Source organism: Peribacillus sp. NPDC096448 (assembly GCF_044762675.1).
Taxonomy (GTDB): domain Bacteria; phylum Bacillota; class Bacilli; order Bacillales; family DSM-1321; genus Peribacillus; species Peribacillus frigoritolerans_B.
The window spans coordinates 623,999-648,666 of sequence record NZ_JBIWEU010000001.1 but is presented as its reverse complement, the minus strand read 5'-3'; the positions used below and the strand labels follow the sequence as shown (position 1 = coordinate 648,666).

Genomic DNA, 24,668 nt, shown 5'->3' with positions numbered 1-24,668 from the left:
GATTTGTGGCATACCGATGGAATGCAATCCTTATGAATGTTGCCCTGTCTAACTGAATTTTATTAGCGATGTGCAACAAATACTCTTAAAAATGAAAAAAGGACCCCATCCAAGATGGTGTCCTTTTTCAAATTAATCTTCTTCCCTCATTCCTGTATACATGAGAAGAAGACGAACTAATTCCAGTACGGCTACAAGAGCGGCAGCAACATAAGTCATCGCAGCGGCACTTAATACTTTTTTCGTTTCCCGTTCTTCATCATTCCGGATGACCCCAGCGGAAACGAGTTGATCCATCGCCCGAGAAGAGGCATTGAATTCAACCGGCAGGGTTATCACTTGGAACAATACAGCGGCTGCCATAAATACGATACCCGCCAATAGCAACCCAGGAAGTGAAGCTAACATCCCGATTAAAATCAAAATCCAAGATATGTTAGAGCCAAAATTAGCTACCGGTACTAATGCATGTCGGAAACGCAAGAATGCATAGGCTTCTTTATCTTGAATCGCATGTCCAACTTCATGGGCTGCAACCGCTACACCGGCAACTGAATGGCCGTGATAGTTATCCGTTGATAAACGCACCGTTTTATCCCTTGGGTCATAATGGTCCGAGAGCATTCCAGGTGTCTCTTCGACCCTGACATTGAACAGTCCATTTTGATCTAAAATGGCCCGAGCAGTCTCAGCACCACTCATACCGGAAGAGGCCGATACCTTTGAATATTTTTTATACGTGCTTTTCACTTTCATTTGTGCATAAATCGGGATTAAAATGATAATCGCCAAATAAATGAAATACATGGTATCCTCCTATAACTAGTATTACCCTTAATTCTATGGATTGAAGGCAACCGTGTCAAATATAGTGTTCTCTTCCCCTGTCTTTTTAATCATTATGTTCTTTCCTTGGTTTTTCCCTATCACCTTTATATTTTCTCCAGCCTACATAAGAAAGCGTCATGATGATGATTGAGCCTGTCGATATGATGACCCACCAAAGGGAAGGATCTGCATCATCTTCCCCCATATCATCAAAAATGGAGGTTAGTTCGTTTTGCAACGCATCCAGTTCCTTTTGACTATCCCCATCACTGATTACCTCCGGACGGTATTGGTTGATGTATTGAATCCTCGTGTCCAGTTGTTGCATCGTTTCTTTGGAAAGGTCGACTTTCAAGCTTGGATATATCATTTCATATTGTGATAGGAATAAGTTCAATTGGCTATTGAAGGTAATTGTGTCTTGGTTGATCGCGGCATTCTTTGTCTGCTGGAAAGAATTCATCATTTGATCCTCCATCTCTGTCCAGAGGGGCTGATGGGTAGACTTGACCGCATCAACAACAAGCCGGAACTTTGTAACAGAATTAACCTTTTCGGAATCACCCTTGTTCATATCCTTTATTGTCATCAACGCCTCATTATGAGCTACGGTGATAATTCGAAGTTCGTCCATGTCAAGGATCTGCTCTTTCGCTGTCTCTTTTAAAAACCGGTCAGAAAAAAACGTCAGCATCTTTTCCGAATCTCCATATCGCTTCAACTTGGTCATTTCCAAGGCTCTATCGGAAATGTTATCTAATTGCTCCAAACTTGAAGAGGATTCTGCATAGACAGGGAAATGTAAGACGACAAATAAAACAGCAATGGTTAATATGAATTTTTTTAACATGCTACTCGTCCCTCCTCATATCTCTACTAAAACGATATGAAAGAAAAAACATGAGTAGACCTCGTTCAACATAAAAAAGTTAACCCTGCTTTTACAAAGCTGTATTTAGAGTTAACTTTTTAATGGATGATGGATAGGGTGATTCGCTTTTTTCTATATCCAAAGTACCAGCCGACAAAAATGGATAGTATACTGAGCCAAAAAGTGAAATAACCTATCGAATTCATATATACCAATAAATCACGATAAATTGGCATCATTTCAAAAACATAATCGATTATGTCATTATGTATGGTCCAAATACCTGCCACTATCAAATGCCAAGGTTTTATTCGATAAAATGGTGCATATAATACCCCTTGTATCGCCATCCCCAAATGAGAAGCCATTAACATATAACCTTCCCATGGCAATGAGCCAGTTGTCACGAAGGTCATAAAATTCATTACAACCGCCCATATTCCATATTTGAATAGTGTTATAATCGCCAACGCTTCCATAAGTCCGAAATTCCTTTTTAACAGGAACCCCAATAAAACAAATACAAAGAACAGGCTAGCTGTCGGGCTGTCCGGTACAAATGCCAAAAAAATCGCCGGTGTGTTTTCCAATTGACTGCCGTACCAATAATATCCATAGGCAGTACCGAATATATTTATTAATAATAACAAAGCTAGCATTTGCCGATTTGCAAGCCAACTGTAAATAACATTCATTCTTTTACCCTCACTTATCATTCTCAAGTATATTCATTTTACAGGCCATCAACCAGAAAACCAAGTATCCATTTCAATTTCTTCTCATTTACGCTTCAATTTACCAATAAAAAAGCCGACAACCGTAGTCGTCAGCTTCATTTGCAGCATTTGAAAGAAAATGCTGTTGATGGCTATATTACTTTGTCGATAAACCAGATACAAATTCTGCTAATGTTGCCAATTCTTCATCTGTACCTTTGAACATGCCAGCTGGCATGGCACCCTGGCCTTTGACTGCGATTTTAGAGATTTCTTCTGGGCTCAAGCCAGTGTCAATTAAGCTTGGCGCTCCTGCTCCACCAGTTAACTCTGCTCCGTGACAGCTAATACAGCCACTGGAATCCATCAGTTTATACCCATCGCTCTCTTTATCAATGTCTGCACCTTCCACGATCGCTCCTTGTTTCTTGGAAGCTTCCCAATCGTGGTGGGCTGCAGACTCCCATGTTAAATAGAAAACGCCGGCAATTGCCAATAGCATGAAGCCTACAGCAAAAGGACGTTTTGCCGGGCTCCGCTCTGGACCACGATCTAAAAAAGGTGCCAAGAGCAACGCTCCGAAAGCCAAACCAGGTATTACTAGAGCCCCGATTGCATTATAAGGACCTGAAGCATAAGTATACTTAAGTAATTGGTAAAGGAATAGGAAATACCAGTCTGGCAGCGGAATATACGCTGTATCTGTAGGATCTGCTATCCTTTCCAGTGGTGACGGATGTGCGATTGTCAGGCAAAGATAACCTACAAGAAATACAGCTCCTACCATCCATTCTTTTAAAAGGAAATTAGGCCAAAATGCTTCTGTTTTCCCAGGATATTCTGAATAATCTTTCGGAATATTCGGTTTACGGTCTGCGGAGATACGCGAGTCACCTACGAATTTCATACCTTTCCCACGATGCATTGAACAATTCCCCTCCTTTATGAAAAGGTTTTTTTGGTTCTTGGTTCACCATTCTTTTATAGTGGACCTGAAATACCTTGTTTTCGGATCATCAGGAAATGAGCCGCTAGTAAAGCAAATAATGCTGCAGGCAGGAAGAATACATGAATTGCAAAGAATCGTGTCAATGTCTGTGCTCCAACGATGGTTGGATCTCCTGCGATCAATGTCTTGAGTGCCGGTCCCATCAACGGTACCGATTCGACAATTGTCAAAGTAACTTTCGTTGCGAATAGCGCTTTCATATCCCATGGCAATAAATAACCAGTCAAGCCTAATGCCAGCATGATGAAGAAAATCAATACGCCGACCATCCAGTTCAATTCACGCGGTTTTTTGTAAGCTCCCTGGAAGAAGACACGAAGAGTATGTAAAAACATCATAACGATAACTAGACTTGCTCCCCAGTGATGCATACCACGGACAATTTGACCGAAGGCAACTTCATTTTGCAAATAATAAACAGATTCCCAAGCATTTTTAATGTCCGGGACATAGTACATCGTCAAGAACATACCTGACAAGATTTGGATGACCGTAATAAAGAAAGTTAACCCACCAAAACAATATACGAATGCAGAAAAATGATGTGCGGGGTTAACATGTTCAGGAACCTCATGGTCAGCAATATCCCGCCATAACGGCGTAATATCTAAACGCTCGTCCACCCAGTCATATAACTTTGTTAGCAATGTTTACGCCTCCCCATGCGGTTTTAGTTGACCCAAATAAAGTATTCCATCTTTTTCTTTCGTGTCAAAGACATCCAATGGTGAAACCGGTGGTGTCCCCTTCACATTCATCCCATCTTTCGTATACCTGCCGTAATGGCAAGGACAGAAAAATTGATTCGGATTAGTCTTATCCGTATTCCACCCTACCGTACAGCCTAAATGTTTACAGATTGGAGATAATGCAACGATCTTACCATCGTCCGTTTTGTAAACCCAAGCTGTATTCGTTTCTTCAGACTCATACCACCCATCGACCTGTTTAAAACTAAAGTCGACACGGGTTGGTTCGGTAGTCAGTTCACCTACCTTCTGCTTAGTTGCAACGTAATCCCCGCCTTTATCAGCTGATAATACAGGATCAATTGCAAACCTAACCATAGGCATCAACATACCGGCCGCCATAAATCCACCAACGCCAGTAAGTGTGTAATTAAGGAATTGACGTCGTGAAACATTATGCTTGCTCATGCGTTTTCCCCCCCTCTATTACTATACTGAGAGCCCAAAGGACCAATAAATAGCGACACTATAAAACTAGGACATTTCCATGATATCTCAATAATTTACCAAGGTCAATATTTGTAAAACCCAAAAGGTGGCAACTATGTGTCAAATAATGCGAAAAATCCTACTTTTTTTCATTTTTCCAATTATAAGAGAAAATATCAAGGATTTGGAGAACTTGCTGGTTTATCATTTCCCTTGCTTGTTCAATTTCAAGCCCCTCCAAGGGAATGGCCGGAATCCATACTAAATTATTTTCTAATTCCCGCTCTTCCTTTTTCCACTCGAAATCCGATGTAAGAAGGAAAACATGCTCGAAATTATTTTCTTTCACTTCATTGACCCAACCCTTTAACCGTTCAACCTTATCCATTTCATCACTAAAATAATGAAATGTCGGCAATAAAAGAATTCTTCCTTTCATCTGCTTTTCAATTTCCAAGCTTAAAATGGTAAGAAATTCATTCATTGAGCCCGTTTGCTTCATTTGCCCTTTAAAAGATAAGGGAACCAAAGGAATCAAAACGGTATCCACATACTCTTTTGACTGCATATACATGTCAAGATCTTTTGCTGTCCACTTCATGTTTTTTCTTCACTCCCGATTTTTTGAATCAACTCCTTATCATTTTACCATTATTTTTATAACATCTTTACCATATACCCATAGTCTTTACAAAAATGTGGATTTTATCAATGTTTTATAAAAAATAAAAACCTTTCCTGATTACGGAAAGGTCAATTTATTTCATCCAAGTACTTTCAATTGATTCAATTGTTCGGTTAAATTCTTAAATGCTTGTTCATCATGCTTATCAAGTGCTTCATCGATTTCCTTAAGCAGTCGGTCCCTTTGAAAATACAACATGCTTCTTTCTAAAAATTGTTCAGCAAGCAGCTGATCTTTTTCATTCGATGCCGTCGATTTCGGCATGAAGGGATTGTGCTCGAGTACCGCTGCATATTGATAAGAAGAGTAAGACGATTTAAAATTGAGCTGTATATAAATGTCTTCATCCCGATTCAAACGGATATCATGAAAAGATTTCTCTGCATCGGTCGTCATGATATTGGACTTATAGAACCTGAAAGGGACTTCATCCACACAATGTGTCGACATAATCAGTCCACGTGGGCAATATTGTGCATTTTCTACAAAATGAACCTTTTTCATTAGTTGATCATGACTCATTAGATAATTCAATATCCATACGCATTCTCTTCGTTTCAGTTGATAATGATTTAAAAACCACCGAATAAAATCCTTCTTCTCATTCACAGAAACAGGGGCAGCCACCATGAATTCCCTCCTCTGTCTTGATTTAGTTTTGTTTCACTTATCTACATTTCATCTGTGCTTTCACCTAGCCGCTCCAAAATCATTGCATACTCATCATTAGCCGGGTTCATCTCAAGCAGCTTATTAAATACTTCTCTAGATGTGGCTCTGTCTCCTTCTTCAATTAAAAAGAAACCATAATCTTCAAGGAAATCTTGATTGCTCTTGAATGAATTATATGCTTTATGATAGCTGGTTAATGACTCTTTAAATTGTTCGGTATGCTGATAAGATACAGCAGCTATCCATTCAAACTGTGGATCATCCTCTCCATATCGCCTTACTTCACCAATACACTCCAATACATCTTCATACCTTTCTTGGTGCATATACAATTTCAAAAGGGTGAGTGCAGCTTCCAGATATCCCGGATCAATGGCAAGTGCTTCTTTAAAAAGATTTTCCGCCTCTTCGTCAAGTCCGCTTTTCAAGGCTATTTTTCCACCGAAGAAGTAAAGTTCCTTATTGAATTCATCAGCCTTGATTCCTTCTTTGACCGTTTTCAAGGCATTTTCCAGATCTTCAAGATGTTCATAACTCTTTGCCAGGTACAAATATAGAGAATGATATTCATGATCCAATTCTTTCAGTTCAATAAACTTTCGTACGGCTGTCTCATAAAGACCTGCCTGAAAAGCTGTAAATGCATATTCGAATAGAGTGTTGATTTCAAGTCCATCCTTTAAGGCCTTTTCAAAGTGCGGAAGGGCCTCCTCGAACTTCCCTGAACTGCTTAATGCTTCAGCAAGCCTCTGATTGACATTAACACCAGCGATTTCTTGTTCCTGTTCCAAAACCTTTATGTAATTTGCAATGGCTTCCTGATCCCTTCCTTGATGAAAGAACAGTTCAGCTAGTGCAAAATCAATGATGATCTCATCTGGAAGCATTTCCTTGGCCTGCAGTAATTTCCGTTCGCTGACCTCATCCATCCCCTGTAATTGATAAAGGTCCGCTTCCAAAAGCAAAGCACTTGGATATACTTCATCATCTGCACTTACTTTTTCAAGCATCAGCATCGCTTCATCTTCCTGGTCCATGTCAATCAGGATTTCCGCCAACGAAACAATCAATTCTCCTTCATCGGGATAGAGTTGCAGCAGATGTTCAAAAAGATCCTTTGCCTCTTCCGCAAAACCAAGCTGGAGCATTTCTTCGGCCAGCAATAAAATGTCCTCTGCTGACTCTGATGATTTAATTCGATTTATATGTTTAAGAGCTTCAGTTAATTCCCCTTTTTTTAAATGCTGTATAACTTGTTCCACTGTGTTCATTGTTGAATCCTTCCTTTTGCATGATAGACTTGGTCCCTAGTCATACACACTCACGCCATAATGTAACATATTCTGCCATCAAGAACAAAATACCCAGTAATCGCGAGATGCATAGTAAACAGTATTCATTAGTTTACCATACTGTAGCCTTGTATTCCATTGATGAAGTCCCCTCCATTCTCATTAAAAAAAGGTTACTAGTTAATTCTCCACGCTACGGTAAATCTCCTTTTTGATCATGAACCCCTTTTTCATTATTTTCATGATCAATACAGGCCCAAAAAAAGCTCTGATGTTAGCGCTTTCAATGCTTTTAAGCATTTAAAAAAAGTTTACAGACCAAATAAGGTATGTAAACTTTTTTTTATTTACTTTATCAATTGCGTCAAATGTCCAAAAAATTGTGGATATGATACATCGATGGCATCAGGGTCGGCAAGTTCCACTTCCCCATCCGTTATCAAAGCCGCTACAGCAAGCATCATCCCGATACGATGATCCCCATGGCTTGTGACCATGCCTCCATTCAGGGCTTTACGACCTTTGATGATCAATCCGTCTGCTGTCGGGGTTATATCTGCCCCCAGGACGGAAAGCTCATTTGCAACAGTATCAATTCGATTCGTCTCTTTCACTTTTAGTTCTGCTGCATCCTTGATCGTGGTTATCCCTTCAGCCTGTGTCGCCAGAAGTGCAATAACCGGTATTTCATCGATGAGACGGGGGATTAGATCACCGCTGATGGTCGTTCCTTTTAGCCGGGAGCTTCTGACCGTGATGTCCCCTGCAGGTTCACCCTCGCTCGTCTTCTTCTCAATCGTGATATCCGCCCCCATCGACTTCATGACTTCGATGATTCCAGTCCTTGTCGAATTAAGGCCCACATTCTTTAACACCACTTCACTATTTTCCGTAATCGCTGCAGCCACCATGAAGAAAGCCGCCGAAGAAATATCACCCGGCACATGGATGTTCGTCCCTTTGAAGACTTGATTTCCACTAACTTTAATCGTTTGACCGTCCTTTTCGATTTTCCCGCCAAACTCCTGGATCATTCGTTCTGTATGATCACGGGTCTCTTCCGGTTCGATAATGATCGTTTCACCTTCTGCCTGTAAACCAGCCAAGATTATCGCAGATTTTACCTGTGCACTGGCTACAGGCAATTCATAGCGAAACCCTTGTAATTTGCCTCCTCTTATGGCAAGGGGGGTATATTCGGCTCCTTTTCGGCCATCAATGATTGCTCCCATCTGACGAAGAGGGTTGACTACCCGGGTCATTGGACGTTTGGCTATCGATTCGTCACCTGCCAAAACGACTGAAAAATCCTGTCCTGCCAATATGCCCATCATTAACCTGATCGTAGTACCAGAATTTCCGACATCCAGTACTGATTCAGGTTCCTTTAATCCATTAAAACCTTTGCCTTCAATTTTGACGTGCTGGCCATCTTGTTCAATATGGACTCCAAGTTGCTTAAAACAAGAAATCGTACTTAAACAATCGGCTCCTGGAAGAAAATTAGTGACTGTCGTTTCTCCTTCGGCAAGGGCTCCAAACATTATCGAACGATGGGAGATCGACTTATCTCCAGGTATGGCAATCGAACCACGTAATGTTTGGATGTTCGTTTGTAATTTTTTAGTATTCATAAAACCATCCTCCCTATCAATATTATGCCAGGATCGTTTCATAATCTGTATGTCTTGAAATACACTCCGCAGCTTTTATGCGATCAACATCCGTTTGGAAGCTGATGACCAGCACACCGTATATCTCTTCCCTGGTTTCAATGATCCTTATGTTTGTGATGCTGATACCTTCTTGTGCCAAATATCCGGTAATCTCAGAAATTATTCCGGCATAATCCGGTATATCGATATATAAATCATAAAACGCTGGTATGGCGCCTTTCGCATGTGTTGGCAAATCATCCCTGAAAATCTTGGCATCGGTAAAGAATCGAAGGATTTCTTCACTATCTTCATTCGCAACCAGACCTTTTATATGCTCCATTTCATTCAGCCAATCATTCATTAATTCAAGTAGCACATCCCGGTTATGTAACAAAATGTCACGCCACATTTCCGGACTGCTTGAAGCGATTCTTGTAATATCTCGGAATCCGCCTGCTGCGAGCCTTGAAATCAACTTGTTTTCCTTACTGTAATTTTCTGCCTGCTTAACGAGCCCCGATGCAACAATATGCGGAAAATGACTAATGACCCCAGTCAGCTTATCATGTGTGGCAGGACTAACAATGAGAAAGTTAGCTCTTGTCCCTTGCAGCCACCCTTTCAGCTGCTCAACTCTTTCTTCTTTGATGGAATCCCCGGGAGTAAGCAAATAAAATGCATGTTCGAATAAATGCAATTTGGCTGCTGCAGCGCCGCTTTTATGGGAACCAGCCATAGGGTGCCCCCCGATGAAGGCCACCCCTTTATCTATCAATGGTTGCGCTGCCTTAACGACTGTATCCTTCGTACTTCCTGCATCGGATATGAGGACATCACTTTTTAAATCCATATCAGCCAATTGCGCTAAAATCTTCACGGTTTCATTGACAGGCACAGCAAGTAGAATCAAATCAGCTTCACATGCTCCCGCTTCCAAAGATGATACAGAATCATCAATGATCCCCAATAGCATCGATAGTTGAATATTCTTTTCACTTAGGTCCATACCAACAATCACGGCTTCAGGATGTGCATGGCGTACAGCCATGGCCAGTGATCCGCCTATTAGACCTAAACCTATTACAAAAACCTTACCCTTCACTCTTCTCTCCCCCGCATCTTTTATGCTCCTCTAGGTTTGATGAAACGTTAAAGCAGCGAATCAGAAGGTGCCTCAACTTCATTCAAAAAAGTTTTAATAGCATTGATCATTCCTTCATTTTCTTCCGTAGAACCAATCGTTACCCTTAGGCTGTTAGGAAAACCGAAAGATTTCCCCGACCTTGCGATGTAGCCGCGCTCAAGCAAATATTGAAACACCACATCTGCATCCTGTTTAAAATGGATAAAGATGAAATTACCTTGTGACGGGTAATAAGCCAAATTTTCCTCCTTGCAAAAATCATAGTATTGCTTGAGTCCTTTTTGATTTTCTTCCTTGCATTTTTCAATGAAGGCTTGATCTTCCAAAGCGACGATAGCAATATTCTGTGCAAATGTGTTCACATTGAATGGTTCCCGGGACGGATCTAGTTTCTGAATAATATCCTCATCCGCCAAACCGTACCCAACCCTAAAACTGGCAAGCCCATAAATTTTTGAGAAAGTCCGGAGTATGATCAAATTTTTATATTTATTAATCCATTGATTCGTTCTGGGGTAATCCTCAGCCGTTGCATATTCACAATAAGCTTCATCCAAAACGATAAGAACATCTTCCGGCACTTTTTCGATAAACGATAATAAATCCTGTTCCGAAATGTATTTACCTGTTGGATTATTTGGAGTACAAAGCCAGACAACCGCTGTTTTATCATCTATTACTTTAAGCATTCCTTCTAAATCATGAGCACCGTCAATATGAGGAACTTCCCTGATTTCCGCGCCTTCTAGCGTGGCATTATGGCGATACTGCGAAAAAGTTCCTGTTGCCATGACCGTATTCTTTCCAGCCCCCAATAAACTCCTGGAGATGATTTGAATGTTCTCATCAGATCCATTTCCAAAAATAAGCTGAGTTTCTTTCACACCTGTATGTTTTGCAACAGCTTCCCTAAGCAACGTTGCATATCCATCTGGATAGATTGCAAACGAATGGGTTGAATTCCTAACGGACTCCTTGACCTTTTCCGAACAGCCAAAAGGATTTTCATTTGAAGCTAATTTCGTGATTTTTTCCAACCCGTATAATTTTTTCACTTCATCAGTGGATTTTCCCGGTTGATAAGACTTCAAGGAAAGGACCGCTTCATTCCATTTCATGTCAATCACCTCTATTTTTTTATCACTTTAAAGTAAGAAAGTGTGAGAATAGTATATCATAATCATCTTATATCTGCTTTGTCAAATCTGGCCGTAATACCGTAGCCCCTGCCTGGTATACATGCTGTATCTCTTTTTGAGATTTCGTCGTATTTAAGTGGATCATGACCCGGATGCAAAATGGCAAGGAATTGCTTACCGGTATTTCTTTCATGCATGTAACCGGTACATAAGTCCAGCCTTCGAATTTCCTCAAGGCTTTGGCAGGGAAGACAGAACGAATCTCTTCCGTAGCAGAAAAAAATACAGAAGCCACCATATCCGGATCAATTTCGTTGACCTGAATGATTTCGCCCATCAACTTTTCAACAGCGGAAATCACTTCCATTTCTGTGTCTCTTTCTACTGTAGTGGCACCCCTTATTCCTCTAATCACACATAGTCCCCCTTCTCCTGAACTCTATATCATATCCGCCATTTCCTCTATCAGCTCAGAGTCGGCTATATCCATTAATAGCGGTGACCCCACTTCGGTTAGCAGAACAAAGGTAGCTGCATCATTGACCGATTTTTTGTCCGTTTTCATTAATTCAAGCAGCATCGCATGTTCAAGTCGTGTTGGAATGGTTATTTGATAACCTAAAGAAGAAACCCAGTCAATAAACTCATCTAGTTTAAAATCGAGATCGGCTTTCTTTCTGCTTAATTTAAGAGCATATACCATCCCGATTAAAATCGATTCCCCATGCGTAAAGTTTCCGTATCCCATTGAACCTTCCACTGCATGTCCAAGCGTATGACCAAAATTCAAAAAAGCACGAATACCGTTTTCCTTCTCATCCTCTTCGACAATTTTAGCTTTAATGCCAATCCCTTTTGTAATCATTGTTAGGAATTGCTCATCCGTTATATCATTCAAATCAACAATATTCGACTTTAACCATAGATAAAACTCATTATCTGCTATCAAGGAATGTTTAATGACTTCTGCAAAACCTGACCTTAATTCTTTAAGTGGCAGAGTTTTTAAAAATTCCAGATCGTAAATGACCGCTTCAGGCTGATGAAAGGCCCCAATCATATTTTTCCCTAGCGGGTGATTGATGGCAACCTTGCCGCCCACTGCACTATCGTGGGCGAGCAAAGTCGTCGGAACCTGTATAAATGGAATCCCTCTCATAAAAGTAGCTGCAACGAATCCAGCCAAGTCACCGACTGCCCCACCGCCTAGGGCAATAATCAATGACTTGCGATTAATCTGCTGGGATAAGCAGAAGCTTTGGCATTCATAAAACACATCGAATGTTTTAGCATGCTCCCCTTCTGGCACTACATGATGCAAGACCGGTTTTCCCGTCTTGATCAGGGCGTCCTTCACCGTCTGCAAATGAAGGGCCGCCACTTTCTCATCAGTTATGATTAGAATCTTGTTTAAATGATTTAATTCATGCGTTATTAATTCGGGCAATTCATTTATCGCCTTCTTGCCAATTAAAACCGGATATTGCTTGGAAGCCGTTTTTATTTGGATGGATTCCATGATTTAAAACCCCTTTACTTCTTCCCGATATGATCTTATGTATTCTGCTAATTGCTCATAACGATCTGAAGGGAATTGATCAACGATGGCAGCCGCCAGTTCCCATGCCACTACCGCCTCAGCAACTACTGCTGCTGCAGGAACCGCACAACTATCGGAACGCTCGACACTTGCTTCAAACACTTCCTTCGTATCAATATCAACACTTTTCAAAGGTTTATATAAAGTGGGGATCGGCTTCATCACACCGCGTACAACAATCGGCATTCCAGTTGTCATACCGCCCTCAAAACCGCCAAGGCGATTGGTTTTCCGGTAATAACCCTGTTCTTCGTCCCAAGCGATTTCATCATGGACATCACTGCCGAATAGATGGGCCGCTTCAAATCCAAGACCTATTTCCACTCCTTTAAATGCATTGATGCTCATAATTGCTGCGGCCAGTTTTGCATCAAGCTTACGGTCATAATGCACATAACTTCCCACACCCACCGGCATTCCTTCTACAATGACTTCGACGATTCCGCCGATGGAATCTCCTTTTTGCTTCGCTTCATCAATTGCATCCTTCATTTGCTGCTCCACGTTTTTGTCAAAACATCTAACTGAAGATTCTTCTGTTACTTGTTGCAATTGCTGAATATTTTCATATTTTGGCGGTTCTGCCTTCACTCCGCCAATTTCCAAAACATGCGATGCCACTTCTATTCCCAATAAAGACAATAGTTTTTTAGCGACAGCACCTGCTGCCACCCTTACTGTCGTTTCACGGGCTGAAGAGCGTTCCAGAACATTTCTCAAATCGCGGTGCCCATATTTAATCCCGCCGTTCAAGTCTGCATGACCAGGACGAGGACGGGTGATTTTACGTTTAATTTCTTCAGCTTCCTCTTCTGAAAGCCCTTCACTTCCCATAATCTTTGTCCAATGCTTCCAGTCATCGTTCTCAACGACCAAAGCAACCGGTGAACCGAGTGTGTAGCCATGTCTGATTCCCGAAGAAATAAAAGCCTGATCTTTCTCGATCTGCATCCTTCTTCCACGTCCATGCCCTTTTTGCCTGCGTCCCAATTCTTGATTGATATCCTCATTCGAAATCGGCATTCCTGCCGGTAATCCTTCAATGATAGTAGTCAGCTGCGGACCATGTGATTCTCCCGCTGTTAAATATCTCATCTTCCAGCCCCCTTTTAGCACTTTAAAGTGTATATGTATCAATATACCACAATTTTATGAAATGTGGGTATATGTAAAACGTAAAAACCATATTGTTTGAATTTAATCACTTTTCACTCTATTTTACAAGTACTTAAACATTTTCGATATAGTTTATCTTCCAAATTAGAGGTTCTACTGGCTATGCTATTACTGTACAAACGAAAAGGACTGAATGCCCATGAGCAGAATCAGTCCTTTTTTTAAAAGTATTTACTTTTTCTTATAAAAAAATGTGTCGATCGTTTCAAATTGATATTTTCCAGGGGTGAATATTTGCTCTGTACTTCCTACAAAAAAAATCCCGCCGCTTCTTAGTGATGCACTGAATTTTTCATATAATAAATTTTTGGCTTCTTCGGTGAAATAAATTAACACATTGCGGCAAACGATTAAATCGAACCCCTGTTCAAATCGATCAGCGAGAAGGTTTTGCTTTTTAAATGTTACCCTTCTCTTGATTTCATCATCGACATGATAAAAATCCGCTTTTTTTTCAAAGTATTTCCTTTTGATTTCTTCAGGCACTTCATTTAAGGAACGTTCAGGATATAGCCCCAATTCCGCCCGCGCCAACACATTTTCATCCAGATCCGTCGCCAATATCTCTATCTGGCTAAGTGGAACCAGATTGGATAATATCATTGCAAGCGTGTATGGTTCCTCGCCGGTTGAACAGGCCGCACTCCAAATTTTCAACTTTTTTTTGCTTGCTAATAACTCAGGAAGGATTTTCCGCTCCAACACTTCCCATCTTTTCGCATTTCTATAAAATTCGGAAACATTGATTGTCATTCTATCCAAAAACTCATTTAAAACGCCGGGATTGGTTTGAATGCCTTTATAGTATTCACGAAATGAATGATACCCTCTTTTTTCATATAGGGATGTCAGCCGCCTTTTCATTTGCCCTTCCTTATATAATGCCAAATCAATGCCTGTCAACATTTTGATATTACGGATAAACTCTTCATATTCTTGAGGCATTCCCACGACTCCCCTGCACATAATTATTTTAAGTGGCCCTTCCCTTTATATATCGGAGAGCGCCATATTTTCTTTAAACTAAAATAATTCCTTACCTTGCCGGGAAGCTAAAAAGCAATACAAAAAAGCGGGTTCCATCGCATTATGACGATGGAACCCGCTTCTTATAAAGTGATGAGTATTAATTAATAAACCCACTCGTTTACAAGTTTAGAATACTCAACAAGTTCTTCTTCTTTGAAGAATAAACCGATTTCACGTACAGCGCTTTCAGCTGAATCAGATCCGTGAATGATGTTTTTGCCAACAGTTACGGCAAAATCGCCACGAATTGTTGCTGCTGCTGCATCTTTAGGGTTAGTAGCACCCATCATTTGACGTGCAGTTGCGATTACGTTTTCACCTTCCCAAACCATTGCGAAGACAGGACCTGAAGTAATGAAGTCCACTAATTCGCCAAAGAAAGGACGTTCTTTGTGCTCGCCATAATGTTGCTCAGCCAATTCTTGAGAAATGACCATTAATTTTGCTCCTGCAAGAAGGAAGCCTTTCTTTTCGAAACGGGAAACGATTTCACCGATTAAATTGCGTTGAACGCCGTCAGGCTTAACCATTAAAAATGTTCTTTCCATGAATGTCACTCCTAATATGTATCATTGTTATTTGCCTATATAAGGCAATACTTTTAGAATATTACCATTGTTTGATGAGTTTCGCAACTCCCATTATCAAAACTTTCTTTTTCCGATATTTTTCGCGATATCCGATAAAGTTTTTCTAGCTTTAATGGCAGGAAGACCTTTCAACTCAGTAAAAGCCTTTTCTAAATACATATCACTGATCCTCGCTGCTTGTTCAATGGCACCGGAAGTTTTTATCGCATCGATTATATGGGACATTTCGTCTTTTGGCGTATCTTCCCGAACAGTTTCGATAAGCTTTTTTAACTTTGGATCTTCCATAGCGATCAATACGGGTAAAGTGATATTACCTTGAATCAAATCACTGCCGGCCGGTTTCCCAAGCTCTTCTTCCGACGCCGTAAAATCCAATATATCATCGGTGATTTGATAGGACATACCGACATAATATCCGAATTTAAATAGCTTTTGGTGAATCCTCTCTTCAACGCCTGCTGAAATGGCTCCCAACTGGCAGCTGGACGCAATGAGCAATGCCGTTTTCCGTTTGATCCTCCTAAAGTATATCCGCCAATTCTGTTCGAAATTGTACTTATCTTTTATTTGTTCAATTTCCCCAAGACATAGTTCAACCATTGTATCAGCGAGAATTTGATGCGCTAGCGGAGATTCGATAACCGCCATCATTTCCAGTGCACGAGCAAAAATGAAGTCGCCTGTGTACATGGCGACACGATTATCCCATTTCGACTTAATGGTAGCGGATCCCCTGCGTAAATCCGCATCATCCACAACATCATCATGTACAAGGGAAGCCGTATGGATTAGTTCCAAAGTCGCTGCGACATGCTTTACGACATGAATATCATAGTTGCCAAACTTCGCACCCAATAGGACGAATACCGGACGGATCCGTTTTCCACCGGATTGCAGTAAATGCAGGGAAGCTTCCCTTAAAACCGTGGAATCCGCTTCAATTGCGGCTTCCAGTTCTTTTTCTATTAATTGCAAATCTGCATTCAAAAATGAATACATCATTTTAAATTTCATACATTCCACCCAGCTTTGTCCATTGCTATTCTGCTTATTTTGAAGGCTTGTACCCGAAATGTGTTGCTGCTACCCCACCGAAATGGGCTTTATAACTGACATTTTCCATTCCTGCCTGCTTAAACATGTTTTCAAGCTTTTTCATGCCTGGGAAATCTCGAGCTGATTCCTGCAGCCATGAGTATTCACTATAGCTTTTTGCGAATAATTTGCCGAACATGGGCATGATGAAACGGAAATAAAAATAATAGCCCTGTTTAAAGCCTAGCATCGTTGGCTGTGACGTATCCAAGCAAACGACCATACCACCCGGCTTGGCTACACGGTTTAACTCTTTAAGCACTTTCATGTAATCAGGGACATTCCGCAGCCCGAAACCGATCGTGACATAGTCAAAGCTATTATCTTCAAAAGGAAGTTCCATTGCATTCCCATGCATTAGGGAAATTTGATCCAGATTGAGTTCCTTCACCTTTTGTTCGCCAATTTTCAGCATGTTTTTACTAAAATCCAGACCAACAACCTTTCCTTCTGGTCCGACTTCATTAGCAAGGGCAATGGTCCAGTCCGCTGTTCCACAGCATACATCCAGTGCACGGGCGCCTTTTGGGACATTCATGATGGCCATTGTAGCCTTCCGCCATTTAAGATGCTGTTTAAAGCTGATGAGGGAATTCATCTTGTCATAATTTCCGTAAATCTTTTCAAAGACATGATGAACTTTTTGCTCTTTAGACTGCTCCATGATTCACCCTTCTTTCACATATGAATTAATACTCTCTGTTTGTTCCAAGATGGACTTCACTCTTTCCAGTAGTTCATCATCCAACTTTGCCAGCTTCCGCACCGAGCGCTCTACGGATTGCCTGGCATCCCTCAGGCACTTGTCGAATTGGGTGCGTACCTGTTCTTCCTTTTCCGAAATGGGAATATCCCCACCAATCGAGTCATCAAAAGGCATTTCCCTTAGGACATCAAAAACTATTGATTGCCCCGACTTCATATAACTGCTCTTCTCGGCATGCAACCGTTTTAAAAGCAGCAGGTCTTCCGATATTTCTATCCAGGCAGGCTCATTATAGTAATCCGCCAGTTTATGAATCAGTGAAGCCTCGATCGCTTTTACCGTCATTAAAAGCGTTGGTACATCATGAATGGACCCTTGTTGGTAAAGAATGATTTTATTATCATTTATTTTTTTTATCGCACTTGAAAGTATTCGGATCATATCAACATTACCTACACTGGCAAGCCCTTGATAATATAAGCCACTATAGTAATCACCGGCAAGCACTTGTAATTGACGATTTTTCAATACCTCGGGTGACTCGATCCCTTCACCCGAATTCGAGACGATTTCATGGGTATCCAGAGCTATTTGCACTAACATGGTTGAAATGATGTATTGATTCCGTTTTTCGCTTTTAACGTCCAAATCGTTAAACAATCCCCAAAGCAATATCAGTTTATCTTCGTCCAAGCTTGGCTTTTGTATATACTTCAATAAATATGGATGTTGAGCTTTCGTTTCTATTAATCGTTTTAATTGCCTTATGTCGTCCGTTATGTTTAACAATTGAGATCACCCTTGCATCCCCGAAAGATAATTTTTTTCATACATATTGGTTTCTGTCTGTGTAAAATACACATTATTATACCATAAAAACAATCAGATGAAATGGTCAACGTTTATAAAATGAAACTTCCAAAAATAAGGAAATCATCGACTTTTGCTCTTCAAAAAATGGATGCGGGAAATTTACAGCTTGTTAAACGCGATATCAGATGATTGATTTACTAATTAACCAAGCATTGAGAAGCTATCATTTGTCAGGTGAATTCTTTTTGGAATCACTTTCTATCTCTCCGAATGGAGTATAGACCTTTGCATGGCCCCTGATTTTTATTGCCGAGGTATGCTCTGTGAATTGTGCGATCATCACCTCTCCTGAGTCCAGTTTTTCGGAGTGATGAAACTTGGTGTCCGTTCCCCTTGTCAACCCGATGACATTCACACTATCCTCAATGGCTTTGATTACGACAAAATCATTCAGAATCTTTTTTTCATTCATTTTTTCCTGCCCCCATGTCCTTAGTCTTTAATGAACGCCAGAACTTCAGCTCTAGTACGATGATCTTTCGCAAACGTTCCCCTTACAGCTGAAGTCACTGTTTTAGATCCGGGTTTTTTTACACCTCGCATGGTCATGCACATATGTTCAGCCTCTACTACAACCATTACACCATGAGGCTCGAGCTTTTCCATTATCGAGTCTGCAACAGTAGAAGTGATACGCTCTTGAAGTTGCGGACGCTTCGATACAGCCTCAACCGCCCGTGCCAATTTACTTAAGCCAGTCACTTTTCCGTTTTTCGGAATATATGCTACATGGGCTTTCCCGTAAAAAGGGACTAAATGATGTTCACATACCGAGTAAAACGGAATATCCTTTACTAGTACGAGTTCTTCATGGTCCTCTCCAAAAACAGTATCGAAATATTCCTTAGGATCTTGGTTAAGTCCAGAAAAAATTTCTTCATACATTCTGGCTACACGGGCAGGAGTATCCAGCAGTCCTTCCCTCGTTGGGTCTTCCCCTACAGCCTCGAGAAGCATTTTAACCGCTTCTTCTAATTTGGCATGATCAACATTAGCCATTATTTGTACCTCCTAAAAAATCAATAATATTATGTATTCAGATAAAAAAACCAAAGCGCGTTGCACCCGGAAATCCATAATTGCAATTATCAAAGCGAACCATTACACCATAGATTGAAGCCCATTAAAGGCAGTTTCGCCGGAAGCGGTTTCGAATGGTTATTTCCTTGTGACAGATTTACCATCTGAAGCGTTTCTAAAATATTCACTGTCTTTTATATTATCACAGATGGAAATTAAGAAGCAAAAAAAGGGCCGCGTTTTCACGCGGCCCTTTTCGGTTAAGCACCCGTATGTAATGGTAGAATTACTTCACTGCATCTTTCAGCGCTTTACCGGGTTTGAAAGCTGGCACTTTGCTAGCTGCAATTTCGATTTCGTCACCAGTTTGTGGGTTACGGCCTTTACGAGCCGCACGTTCACGAACTTCAAAGTTACCAAAACCAATCAATTGGACTTTATCACCGTTTTTTAGAGCTTCTAAGATTGTATCAAAAACAGCATCAACAGCTTTTGTAGCGTCTTTCTTAGAAATTTCAGTTGCTGTAACAACTTCATTAATTAATTCTGTTTTGTTCATGCCATTCACCTCCTCCCAAAAGGAATCTTTATAAAAAATCATTATTACAACACTATAATAGTGATTTGATATTAGTTTCGGTCGAAAAAATTTCATTCCCTGATAATCAGGGATTACCAAGCCGGTTTAATTTCCAAATAATTCATCCGAAAATTTATAAATAGGTTGAAACCGCTGTTATAACGCGTTTTCTGTATGTAGATTATCACAAATCCTATAAGCTTAGCAAGGGAATTCAAAAAATAATGGGAATCTTTTCATTAATAATTGTATATATTATAAATTTTGTCTTTCGCTATTCATCATTTCCCTTTTTTATAGAAATTAAACTTATTATATTGCTGAAAATCGCTTAACCACAGGGTTTTTTCAAGATTATACTAAAAAACAGCAGATTATTTCAAATATTAGCGTCCATAAATGATATTTTTCTTGCGATCCTGCGTTTCTTCCATGTAAAAAGACCAATCCATAAATGGAGTTGGTCCAGCCTTAAACGTTTTCTATAAGATGATGGCAATCAATCCGCCACTGCCCTCATTAATAATCCTCTCCAGTGTTTCTTTCAATTTATAGCGAGCATTGTCTGGCATCATCGCTAATTTCACCTGTATGCCTTCCCTTACGTAAGAACTTAGGCTTCTTCCAAAAATATCGGAGTTCCAAATGGAAAGTGGATTGTCTTCGAAATCCTGCATCAGATACCGGACTAATTCCTCACTTTGCTTTTCCGTACCGATGATTGGCGAGAATTCGGATTCGACATCGACCTTGATCATATGGATGGAAGGAGCCACTGCTTTTAGCCTGACACCGAATCTGGCCCCCTGACGGATGATTTCAGGTTCATCAAGACTCATATCGTTAAGGGATGGGGCTGCGACACCATATCCAGTTTGTTTAACCATCCTCAACGCATCGGCCACCTGATCATATTCTGCTTTCGCATACGCAAAGTCCTGCATCAAAGATAGCAGATGATCCTTGCCCCGAATCTCTACACCTACAATTTCCTTCAGAATATCATCATAGAGTTCATCAGGGGCATATAGGTCTATTTCTGCAACGCCCTGCCCCATCTCAATTCCTGCAAGAGCGGCACGGTCAATGAACTCGAATTCATTGAAATGACCGACTACACGATCAACATCCCTCAATCGTTTAATGTCCTTGACGGTCTCTTTAACCGCTTCCTGGTAACTTTCCCTTAACCAATGATCCTCGCGCAGAACCATTACCCAGCTCGGGAGATTAACATTGACCTCGAGAACAGGGAATTCGTACAGGGCCTCGCGCAGTACGCTATAAACATCCGATTCCCGCATTCCTTCGACACTCATGGCCAATACGGGGATATCATACTTTTCCTGCAAGGATTCCCTCAGTGCTACCGTATTCGGGTGGTGAGGCTGAACGGAATTGACAATCATGATAAACGGCTTGCCAACCTCCTTCAATTCTTCGACGACCCTTTCCTCGGCCTCTAAATAATCACTTCGCGGGATTTCTCCTATCGACCCATCCGTCGTAACGACTACGCCTAATGTGGAATGATCCTGAATTACTTTGCGAGTACCGATCTCGGCAGCTTCATTGAACGGAATCGGCTCTTCATACCAAGGCGTGTGAATCATGCGGGGACCATTTTCATCTTCATACCCTTTTGCCCCGGGTATTGTATAACCGACACAATCGACTAAACGGATGTTCACGTCGAGACCTTCAGCTACTTGAATCGATGCTGCCTGGTTCGGTACGAATTTGGGTTCCGTCGTCATGATCGTCTTTCCGGCAGCACTTTGAGGCAGTTCATCCTGTGCCCTGGCACGGTCCGCCTCTGACGGTATATTCGGAATGACGACCAGTTCCATGAATTTTTTAATAAATGTGGATTTACCAGTCCTGACGGCACCGACCACCCCCAAGTATATATCGCCACCGGTCCGTTCAGCTATATCTTTAAAAATATCTACCTTTTCCAAGGTATCCCCTCCCGAATTAGAGTTTTGGGATTTCGTTTATCCATTTGCATTTATTTAGGACAATATATATCTATGATGTTGTCCTAAAAATTTATTCCATTTATTTCCCTGGTTCAATCCCTTCCTCCACCAGAAATTTTTATATAAGGGTTGTTATTTTAAAAGTAAGATGAAATAAAGATAAAAGAAATAACCCTTCCCCTACAATATATTTTGCAGAAGAAGGGTTATGCCTATTTTGTAAGAAATATTGGTGTTTTTGTTTTTTCATCAATTGTATATGGTAATGAATAGGCAGGGACGAACTCCGAACTCTGCACCAGCAGTTCCCGGATATCTTCACCTTGCTTGATTTCCCCCTCATGCTTCTTCAATGCCTCAAGTAAATCAGGGGTATAATCAACAAAAATGCTGCCTTGACCATCGACTACAAGGTATAAGTCTTTTTGTGAAAATGGACTCGTGACCGTCGGAGCTTCCTTCAGCCCCATTTTTTCATAATCAAGCGTGAAGACATTATCGGATAACCTTTCCTTAAATGGCGGGTATCCATTGCTTTGCTGATAAGCAGTCAATCTCAAGGAAACATCCTGAATCTTCTGGGCCATCCTGACATCCAACAGCTTTACAGTCGGATCCTTTTCAACATTAACGAGGATGTATTGAAAAACGCCCCCTGATTCAAAGGCATTGTCCGGCGGTTCAGCCATATACCTAGGCGAAATCTTAGAAAATTTTATGACATATTTTTGATAAATCGGTGTACCTGCATCTTTTGTAACTATGGGCAGTATGCCGCCTTCATCTTTCTGAAATTGATCCACTGCACTTTGGACGGATTGTATTTGCTCTTTATAAGGCAGTTGGTTTTGCATTTTTTGCTTCTCCGGATATAAGCAGCCAGATAATGATACAGAGATGCATAATAAACATAATATTTTGAAAAAATTTCTCATCATTTCTCCTCACCTATCAAGTGGTTGGCCCGCTAAGAACAACGATAAGGATGATCAAACCGGCCAGAATCATAAGTATGTATGCGATAATTGCTGTCAAGACTCTCCAAAAACCTTTTAATTTATAGCGGCTTAAGTAGATTAAAAATATTGAGATAACCATAAAGCCCATAGCTATAAAGGATATCCACATTTTTTGCAGAGCAGGTGTCATATCTTCATCACTCCTTTTTCCAGAAATTATTATAACATACCAAATTACGTTAAAGGAATTAAATCCTTGTCCAATCTGTGTAATTCCCGTTTTCATTGCTCATTTTCGCGAAAAAAATTTCTGAGGTGCAGCAATATAACGAGGAATATATAAGTAATTCCCACACTACCTCCAAACAACAAAAAACAGCCCAAAGGCTGTTTTTCTGCTCACTTAAATTAAGATTGAAGCGTCGGCAAGACTTCTTTAAACGCTTTAATGACTGTATCGACTTCATCCAGCTGAATGGTCAAAGACGGCTCGATCCTGATTGTTTTGGAATTAATAAGCGTACCTGCCACTAAGATGCCTTTATCAAAAAGGGCTTTTGAGAATTCATACCCCACTTCATCTTTATGGAACTCAATACCAATCATTAATCCTTGGCCGCGGATTTCCAAGACCTTATCTTTGTGCTCAGCAGCCACTTCCCTTAACCCATTTAAGAAGTATTCACCAACTTCTGCAGCACGCTGCGGTAAGTTTTCTTCCAAAAGTACATCGATCGTAGCAATGGCCGCAGCACAAGCTAGTGGATTTCCTCCAAATGTCGTAGTGTGCATGAATGGATTGTCGAACCAGCTTTTAAATACTTTCTCATTGGCTACCACAGCCCCTGCAGGCATTACTCCGCCGCCGAATGCTTTCGCTAAACAAATAATGTCCGGAACAACATCATATAGCTCAGAAGCGAACATTTTACCTGTCCGTCCCATTCCTGTTTGCACCTCATCCAAGATCAATAACGCATCATATTCGTCACATAATGCCCGAACCTGCTTTAAATAATCTTGCGGAGGAAGGATGACCCCTCCTTCACCTTGAATAGGCTCCAACAGTACAGCAGCAACATCTTCACCGACCAATGCACAACTTTCAAACGTTTTTCTCATCATATCCACATCACCGAATGGTACATGGCGCACACCTGGTACCAACGGGATGAACGGTTTTCTGAACATGCCCTTTGCCGTTGCCGATAGGGAACCAAGGCTTTTCCCATGAAATGATTTTGTCGTGGAAATGATCGTGTATCGGTCACTGTACATTTTAGCCAGCTTAAGTGCAGCTTCCACGCTCTCGGTACCGCTGTTCGTAAAGAATGAGTATTTTAGATCTCCCGGTGTGATTTCGGCAAGGATCTTGGCAAGCATTGCACGTAATGGATCAAGTAAGTCCTGGCTATGAAGGGCTTGTCTTTGTAACTGATCGGTTACTGCCTTTACTACTTTAGGGTTACGATGGCCAACATTATAAATACCAAACCCACCTAAACAATCAATATATTTTTTTCCATTTACATCCGTAAAACAGGAATCTTGATCAGACCACTCCACCGAAGCGAATTGTGTGTCTTTAGTGACCGTCTTCCGATATTCCAAAAACCCAGGGTTTACATGGTTACGGAAATTCTCGACAGTTTCTTTTGTCACCCACTGCGCATCTTCTTTTGAAATTTCTTTTTGCTCGATTAATTGAAGCACTTTTTTAATATAATCTTGGGTTGCTGATTGGTTAGCTTGAGTGTTTTTACTTTCTACGTTAATTGACATTTTATAATCTCCTTTTTTTATAGCTTTAGTTAATTGGTTAATTAAGATTGCTTGTTTTATGAAACTTTGATGCTTACCTCC

Annotated in this window: 27 protein-coding genes; all 27 read right to left on the bottom strand. The window is 40.8% G+C overall.

Annotated elements, in window-relative coordinates:
* Positions 1–132 precede the first annotated feature (132 nt).
* Complete coding sequence (locus ACIQ0C_RS03145; protein ID WP_207440386.1) at positions 133–807, bottom strand: zinc metallopeptidase; 675 nt, start codon at positions 805–807, stop codon at positions 133–135.
* Between the two features lie 85 nt (positions 808–892).
* On the bottom strand, positions 893–1,678 hold the full coding sequence (ypjB, locus tag ACIQ0C_RS03140) for a sporulation protein YpjB (protein WP_402839980.1): 786 nt from the start codon (positions 1,676–1,678) through the stop codon (positions 893–895).
* Positions 1,679–1,797: 119 nt separating this feature from the next.
* Positions 1,798–2,394 carry a lipoprotein heptaprenylglyceryl N-acetyltransferase LhaT gene (lhaT, locus tag ACIQ0C_RS03135; protein ID WP_403056745.1) on the bottom strand — a complete coding sequence of 199 codons (597 nt, stop codon included), beginning with the start codon at positions 2,392–2,394 and terminating at the stop codon, positions 1,798–1,800.
* Positions 2,395–2,572: 178 nt separating this feature from the next.
* A complete protein-coding gene (locus ACIQ0C_RS03130; RefSeq protein ID WP_402839974.1) occupies positions 2,573–3,340 on the bottom strand; it encodes a menaquinol-cytochrome c reductase cytochrome b/c subunit in 768 nt (255 codons plus the stop codon).
* A gap of 56 nt (positions 3,341–3,396) precedes the next feature.
* Positions 3,397–4,071, bottom strand: a complete 675-nt coding sequence (gene qcrB, locus ACIQ0C_RS03125) for a menaquinol-cytochrome c reductase cytochrome b subunit (protein ID WP_034307974.1) — start codon at positions 4,069–4,071, stop codon at positions 3,397–3,399.
* A 3-nt stretch (positions 4,072–4,074) separates the two neighbouring features.
* Entirely contained in the window at positions 4,075–4,581 is a 507-nt protein-coding gene (locus tag ACIQ0C_RS03120; RefSeq protein ID WP_034307977.1) for a Rieske (2Fe-2S) protein, read from the bottom strand.
* Between the two features lie 160 nt (positions 4,582–4,741).
* Complete coding sequence (locus tag ACIQ0C_RS03115) at positions 4,742–5,203, bottom strand: YpiF family protein (protein WP_403056742.1); 462 nt, start codon at positions 5,201–5,203, stop codon at positions 4,742–4,744.
* A gap of 162 nt (positions 5,204–5,365) precedes the next feature.
* Positions 5,366–5,917: a ReoY family proteolytic degradation factor gene (locus ACIQ0C_RS03110; protein ID WP_063233222.1), complete on the bottom strand. Its 552-nt coding sequence runs from the start codon at positions 5,915–5,917 to the stop codon at positions 5,366–5,368.
* A gap of 41 nt (positions 5,918–5,958) precedes the next feature.
* Entirely contained in the window at positions 5,959–7,230 is a 1,272-nt protein-coding gene (locus ACIQ0C_RS03105) for a tetratricopeptide repeat protein (protein ID WP_402839963.1), read from the bottom strand.
* Positions 7,231–7,598: 368 nt separating this feature from the next.
* On the bottom strand, positions 7,599–8,885 hold the full coding sequence (aroA, locus tag ACIQ0C_RS03100; protein WP_403056739.1) for a 3-phosphoshikimate 1-carboxyvinyltransferase: 1,287 nt from the start codon (positions 8,883–8,885) through the stop codon (positions 7,599–7,601).
* Positions 8,886–8,907: 22 nt separating this feature from the next.
* Positions 8,908–10,011, bottom strand: a complete 1,104-nt coding sequence (locus tag ACIQ0C_RS03095) for a prephenate dehydrogenase (RefSeq protein ID WP_403056736.1) — start codon at positions 10,009–10,011, stop codon at positions 8,908–8,910.
* A 47-nt stretch (positions 10,012–10,058) separates the two neighbouring features.
* Positions 10,059–11,171, bottom strand: coding sequence for a histidinol-phosphate transaminase (hisC, locus tag ACIQ0C_RS03090; RefSeq protein WP_403056733.1), 1,113 nt, complete (start codon positions 11,169–11,171; stop codon positions 10,059–10,061).
* 67 nt (positions 11,172–11,238) lie between these two features.
* Positions 11,239–11,607, bottom strand: a complete 369-nt coding sequence (gene aroH, locus ACIQ0C_RS03085) for a chorismate mutase (protein ID WP_402839954.1) — start codon at positions 11,605–11,607, stop codon at positions 11,239–11,241.
* A 24-nt stretch (positions 11,608–11,631) separates the two neighbouring features.
* The gene (gene aroB / locus ACIQ0C_RS03080; RefSeq protein WP_403056730.1) at positions 11,632–12,711 is read right to left on the bottom strand and encodes a 3-dehydroquinate synthase; all 1,080 of its coding nucleotides are present in this window, start codon (positions 12,709–12,711) and stop codon (positions 11,632–11,634) included.
* A gap of 3 nt (positions 12,712–12,714) precedes the next feature.
* Entirely contained in the window at positions 12,715–13,887 is a 1,173-nt protein-coding gene (gene aroC / locus ACIQ0C_RS03075) for a chorismate synthase (protein ID WP_403056727.1), read from the bottom strand.
* 252 nt (positions 13,888–14,139) lie between these two features.
* Positions 14,140–14,913, bottom strand: a complete 774-nt coding sequence (locus ACIQ0C_RS03070) for a CheR family methyltransferase (RefSeq protein ID WP_403056724.1) — start codon at positions 14,911–14,913, stop codon at positions 14,140–14,142.
* 185 nt (positions 14,914–15,098) lie between these two features.
* Entirely contained in the window at positions 15,099–15,545 is a 447-nt protein-coding gene (gene ndk, locus ACIQ0C_RS03065) for a nucleoside-diphosphate kinase (protein ID WP_034308008.1), read from the bottom strand.
* Between the two features lie 96 nt (positions 15,546–15,641).
* Positions 15,642–16,604 carry a heptaprenyl diphosphate synthase component II gene (gene hepT, locus ACIQ0C_RS03060; RefSeq protein WP_402839942.1) on the bottom strand — a complete coding sequence of 321 codons (963 nt, stop codon included), beginning with the start codon at positions 16,602–16,604 and terminating at the stop codon, positions 15,642–15,644.
* A 34-nt stretch (positions 16,605–16,638) separates the two neighbouring features.
* Complete coding sequence (locus tag ACIQ0C_RS03055) at positions 16,639–17,349, bottom strand: demethylmenaquinone methyltransferase (protein ID WP_403056721.1); 711 nt, start codon at positions 17,347–17,349, stop codon at positions 16,639–16,641.
* A gap of 3 nt (positions 17,350–17,352) precedes the next feature.
* Positions 17,353–18,180, bottom strand: coding sequence for a heptaprenyl diphosphate synthase component 1 (locus tag ACIQ0C_RS03050; RefSeq protein WP_403056718.1), 828 nt, complete (start codon positions 18,178–18,180; stop codon positions 17,353–17,355).
* Between the two features lie 247 nt (positions 18,181–18,427).
* Positions 18,428–18,676 (bottom strand): trp RNA-binding attenuation protein MtrB, encoded by a 249-nt coding sequence (mtrB, locus tag ACIQ0C_RS03045; protein WP_076365643.1) that lies wholly within the window; start codon positions 18,674–18,676, stop codon positions 18,428–18,430.
* A gap of 20 nt (positions 18,677–18,696) precedes the next feature.
* Entirely contained in the window at positions 18,697–19,263 is a 567-nt protein-coding gene (gene folE / locus ACIQ0C_RS03040; RefSeq protein ID WP_034308020.1) for a GTP cyclohydrolase I FolE, read from the bottom strand.
* A 307-nt stretch (positions 19,264–19,570) separates the two neighbouring features.
* Entirely contained in the window at positions 19,571–19,843 is a 273-nt protein-coding gene (locus ACIQ0C_RS03035) for an HU family DNA-binding protein (RefSeq protein ID WP_034308023.1), read from the bottom strand.
* Positions 19,844–20,346: 503 nt separating this feature from the next.
* Positions 20,347–21,825 (bottom strand): stage IV sporulation protein A, encoded by a 1,479-nt coding sequence (gene spoIVA / locus ACIQ0C_RS03030; protein ID WP_034308024.1) that lies wholly within the window; start codon positions 21,823–21,825, stop codon positions 20,347–20,349.
* Between the two features lie 233 nt (positions 21,826–22,058).
* Positions 22,059–22,781, bottom strand: coding sequence for a hypothetical protein (locus tag ACIQ0C_RS03025; protein ID WP_403057113.1), 723 nt, complete (start codon positions 22,779–22,781; stop codon positions 22,059–22,061).
* Between the two features lie 16 nt (positions 22,782–22,797).
* Positions 22,798–22,995 carry a DUF2768 domain-containing protein gene (locus ACIQ0C_RS03020; protein WP_048681698.1) on the bottom strand — a complete coding sequence of 66 codons (198 nt, stop codon included), beginning with the start codon at positions 22,993–22,995 and terminating at the stop codon, positions 22,798–22,800.
* Between the two features lie 218 nt (positions 22,996–23,213).
* Positions 23,214–24,587 carry a putrescine aminotransferase gene (locus tag ACIQ0C_RS03015; RefSeq protein WP_403056715.1) on the bottom strand — a complete coding sequence of 458 codons (1,374 nt, stop codon included), beginning with the start codon at positions 24,585–24,587 and terminating at the stop codon, positions 23,214–23,216.
* Positions 24,588–24,668 lie beyond the last annotated feature (81 nt).

Bases quoted from the DNA above. Each gene is read 5' to 3' on its own strand.
- ACIQ0C_RS03145 (WP_207440386.1), bottom strand. From the start codon at position 807: ATGTATTTCATTTATTTGGCGATTATCATTTTAATCCCGATTTATGCA.
- ypjB (WP_402839980.1), bottom strand. From the start codon at position 1,678: ATGTTAAAAAAATTCATATTAACCATTGCTGTTTTATTTGTCGTCTTA.
- lhaT (WP_403056745.1), bottom strand. From the start codon at position 2,394: ATGAATGTTATTTACAGTTGGCTTGCAAATCGGCAAATGCTAGCTTTG.
- ACIQ0C_RS03130 (WP_402839974.1), bottom strand. From the start codon at position 3,340: ATGCATCGTGGGAAAGGTATGAAATTCGTAGGTGACTCGCGTATCTCC.
- ACIQ0C_RS03120 (WP_034307977.1), bottom strand. From the start codon at position 4,581: ATGAGCAAGCATAATGTTTCACGACGTCAATTCCTTAATTACACACTT.
- ACIQ0C_RS03115 (WP_403056742.1), bottom strand. From the start codon at position 5,203: ATGAAGTGGACAGCAAAAGATCTTGACATGTATATGCAGTCAAAAGAG.
- ACIQ0C_RS03110 (WP_063233222.1), bottom strand. From the start codon at position 5,917: ATGGTGGCTGCCCCTGTTTCTGTGAATGAGAAGAAGGATTTTATTCGG.
- ACIQ0C_RS03105 (WP_402839963.1), bottom strand. From the start codon at position 7,230: ATGAACACAGTGGAACAAGTTATACAGCATTTAAAAAAAGGGGAATTA.
- aroA (WP_403056739.1), bottom strand. From the start codon at position 8,885: ATGAATACTAAAAAATTACAAACGAACATCCAAACATTACGTGGTTCG.
- hisC (WP_403056733.1), bottom strand. From the start codon at position 11,171: ATGAAATGGAATGAAGCGGTCCTTTCCTTGAAGTCTTATCAACCGGGA.
- aroB (WP_403056730.1), bottom strand. From the start codon at position 12,711: ATGGAATCCATCCAAATAAAAACGGCTTCCAAGCAATATCCGGTTTTA.
- aroC (WP_403056727.1), bottom strand. From the start codon at position 13,887: ATGAGATATTTAACAGCGGGAGAATCACATGGTCCGCAGCTGACTACT.
- ACIQ0C_RS03070 (WP_403056724.1), bottom strand. From the start codon at position 14,913: ATGCCTCAAGAATATGAAGAGTTTATCCGTAATATCAAAATGTTGACA.
- ndk (WP_034308008.1), bottom strand. From the start codon at position 15,545: ATGGAAAGAACATTTTTAATGGTTAAGCCTGACGGCGTTCAACGCAAT.
- hepT (WP_402839942.1), bottom strand. From the start codon at position 16,604: ATGAAATTTAAAATGATGTATTCATTTTTGAATGCAGATTTGCAATTA.
- ACIQ0C_RS03055 (WP_403056721.1), bottom strand. From the start codon at position 17,349: ATGGAGCAGTCTAAAGAGCAAAAAGTTCATCATGTCTTTGAAAAGATT.
- mtrB (WP_076365643.1), bottom strand. From the start codon at position 18,676: ATGAATGAAAAAAAGATTCTGAATGATTTTGTCGTAATCAAAGCCATT.
- folE (WP_034308020.1), bottom strand. From the start codon at position 19,263: ATGGCTAATGTTGATCATGCCAAATTAGAAGAAGCGGTTAAAATGCTT.
- ACIQ0C_RS03035 (WP_034308023.1), bottom strand. From the start codon at position 19,843: ATGAACAAAACAGAATTAATTAATGAAGTTGTTACAGCAACTGAAATT.
- ACIQ0C_RS03025 (WP_403057113.1), bottom strand. From the start codon at position 22,781: ATGAGAAATTTTTTCAAAATATTATGTTTATTATGCATCTCTGTATCA.
- ACIQ0C_RS03020 (WP_048681698.1), bottom strand. From the start codon at position 22,995: ATGACACCTGCTCTGCAAAAAATGTGGATATCCTTTATAGCTATGGGC.
- ACIQ0C_RS03015 (WP_403056715.1), bottom strand. From the start codon at position 24,587: ATGTCAATTAACGTAGAAAGTAAAAACACTCAAGCTAACCAATCAGCA.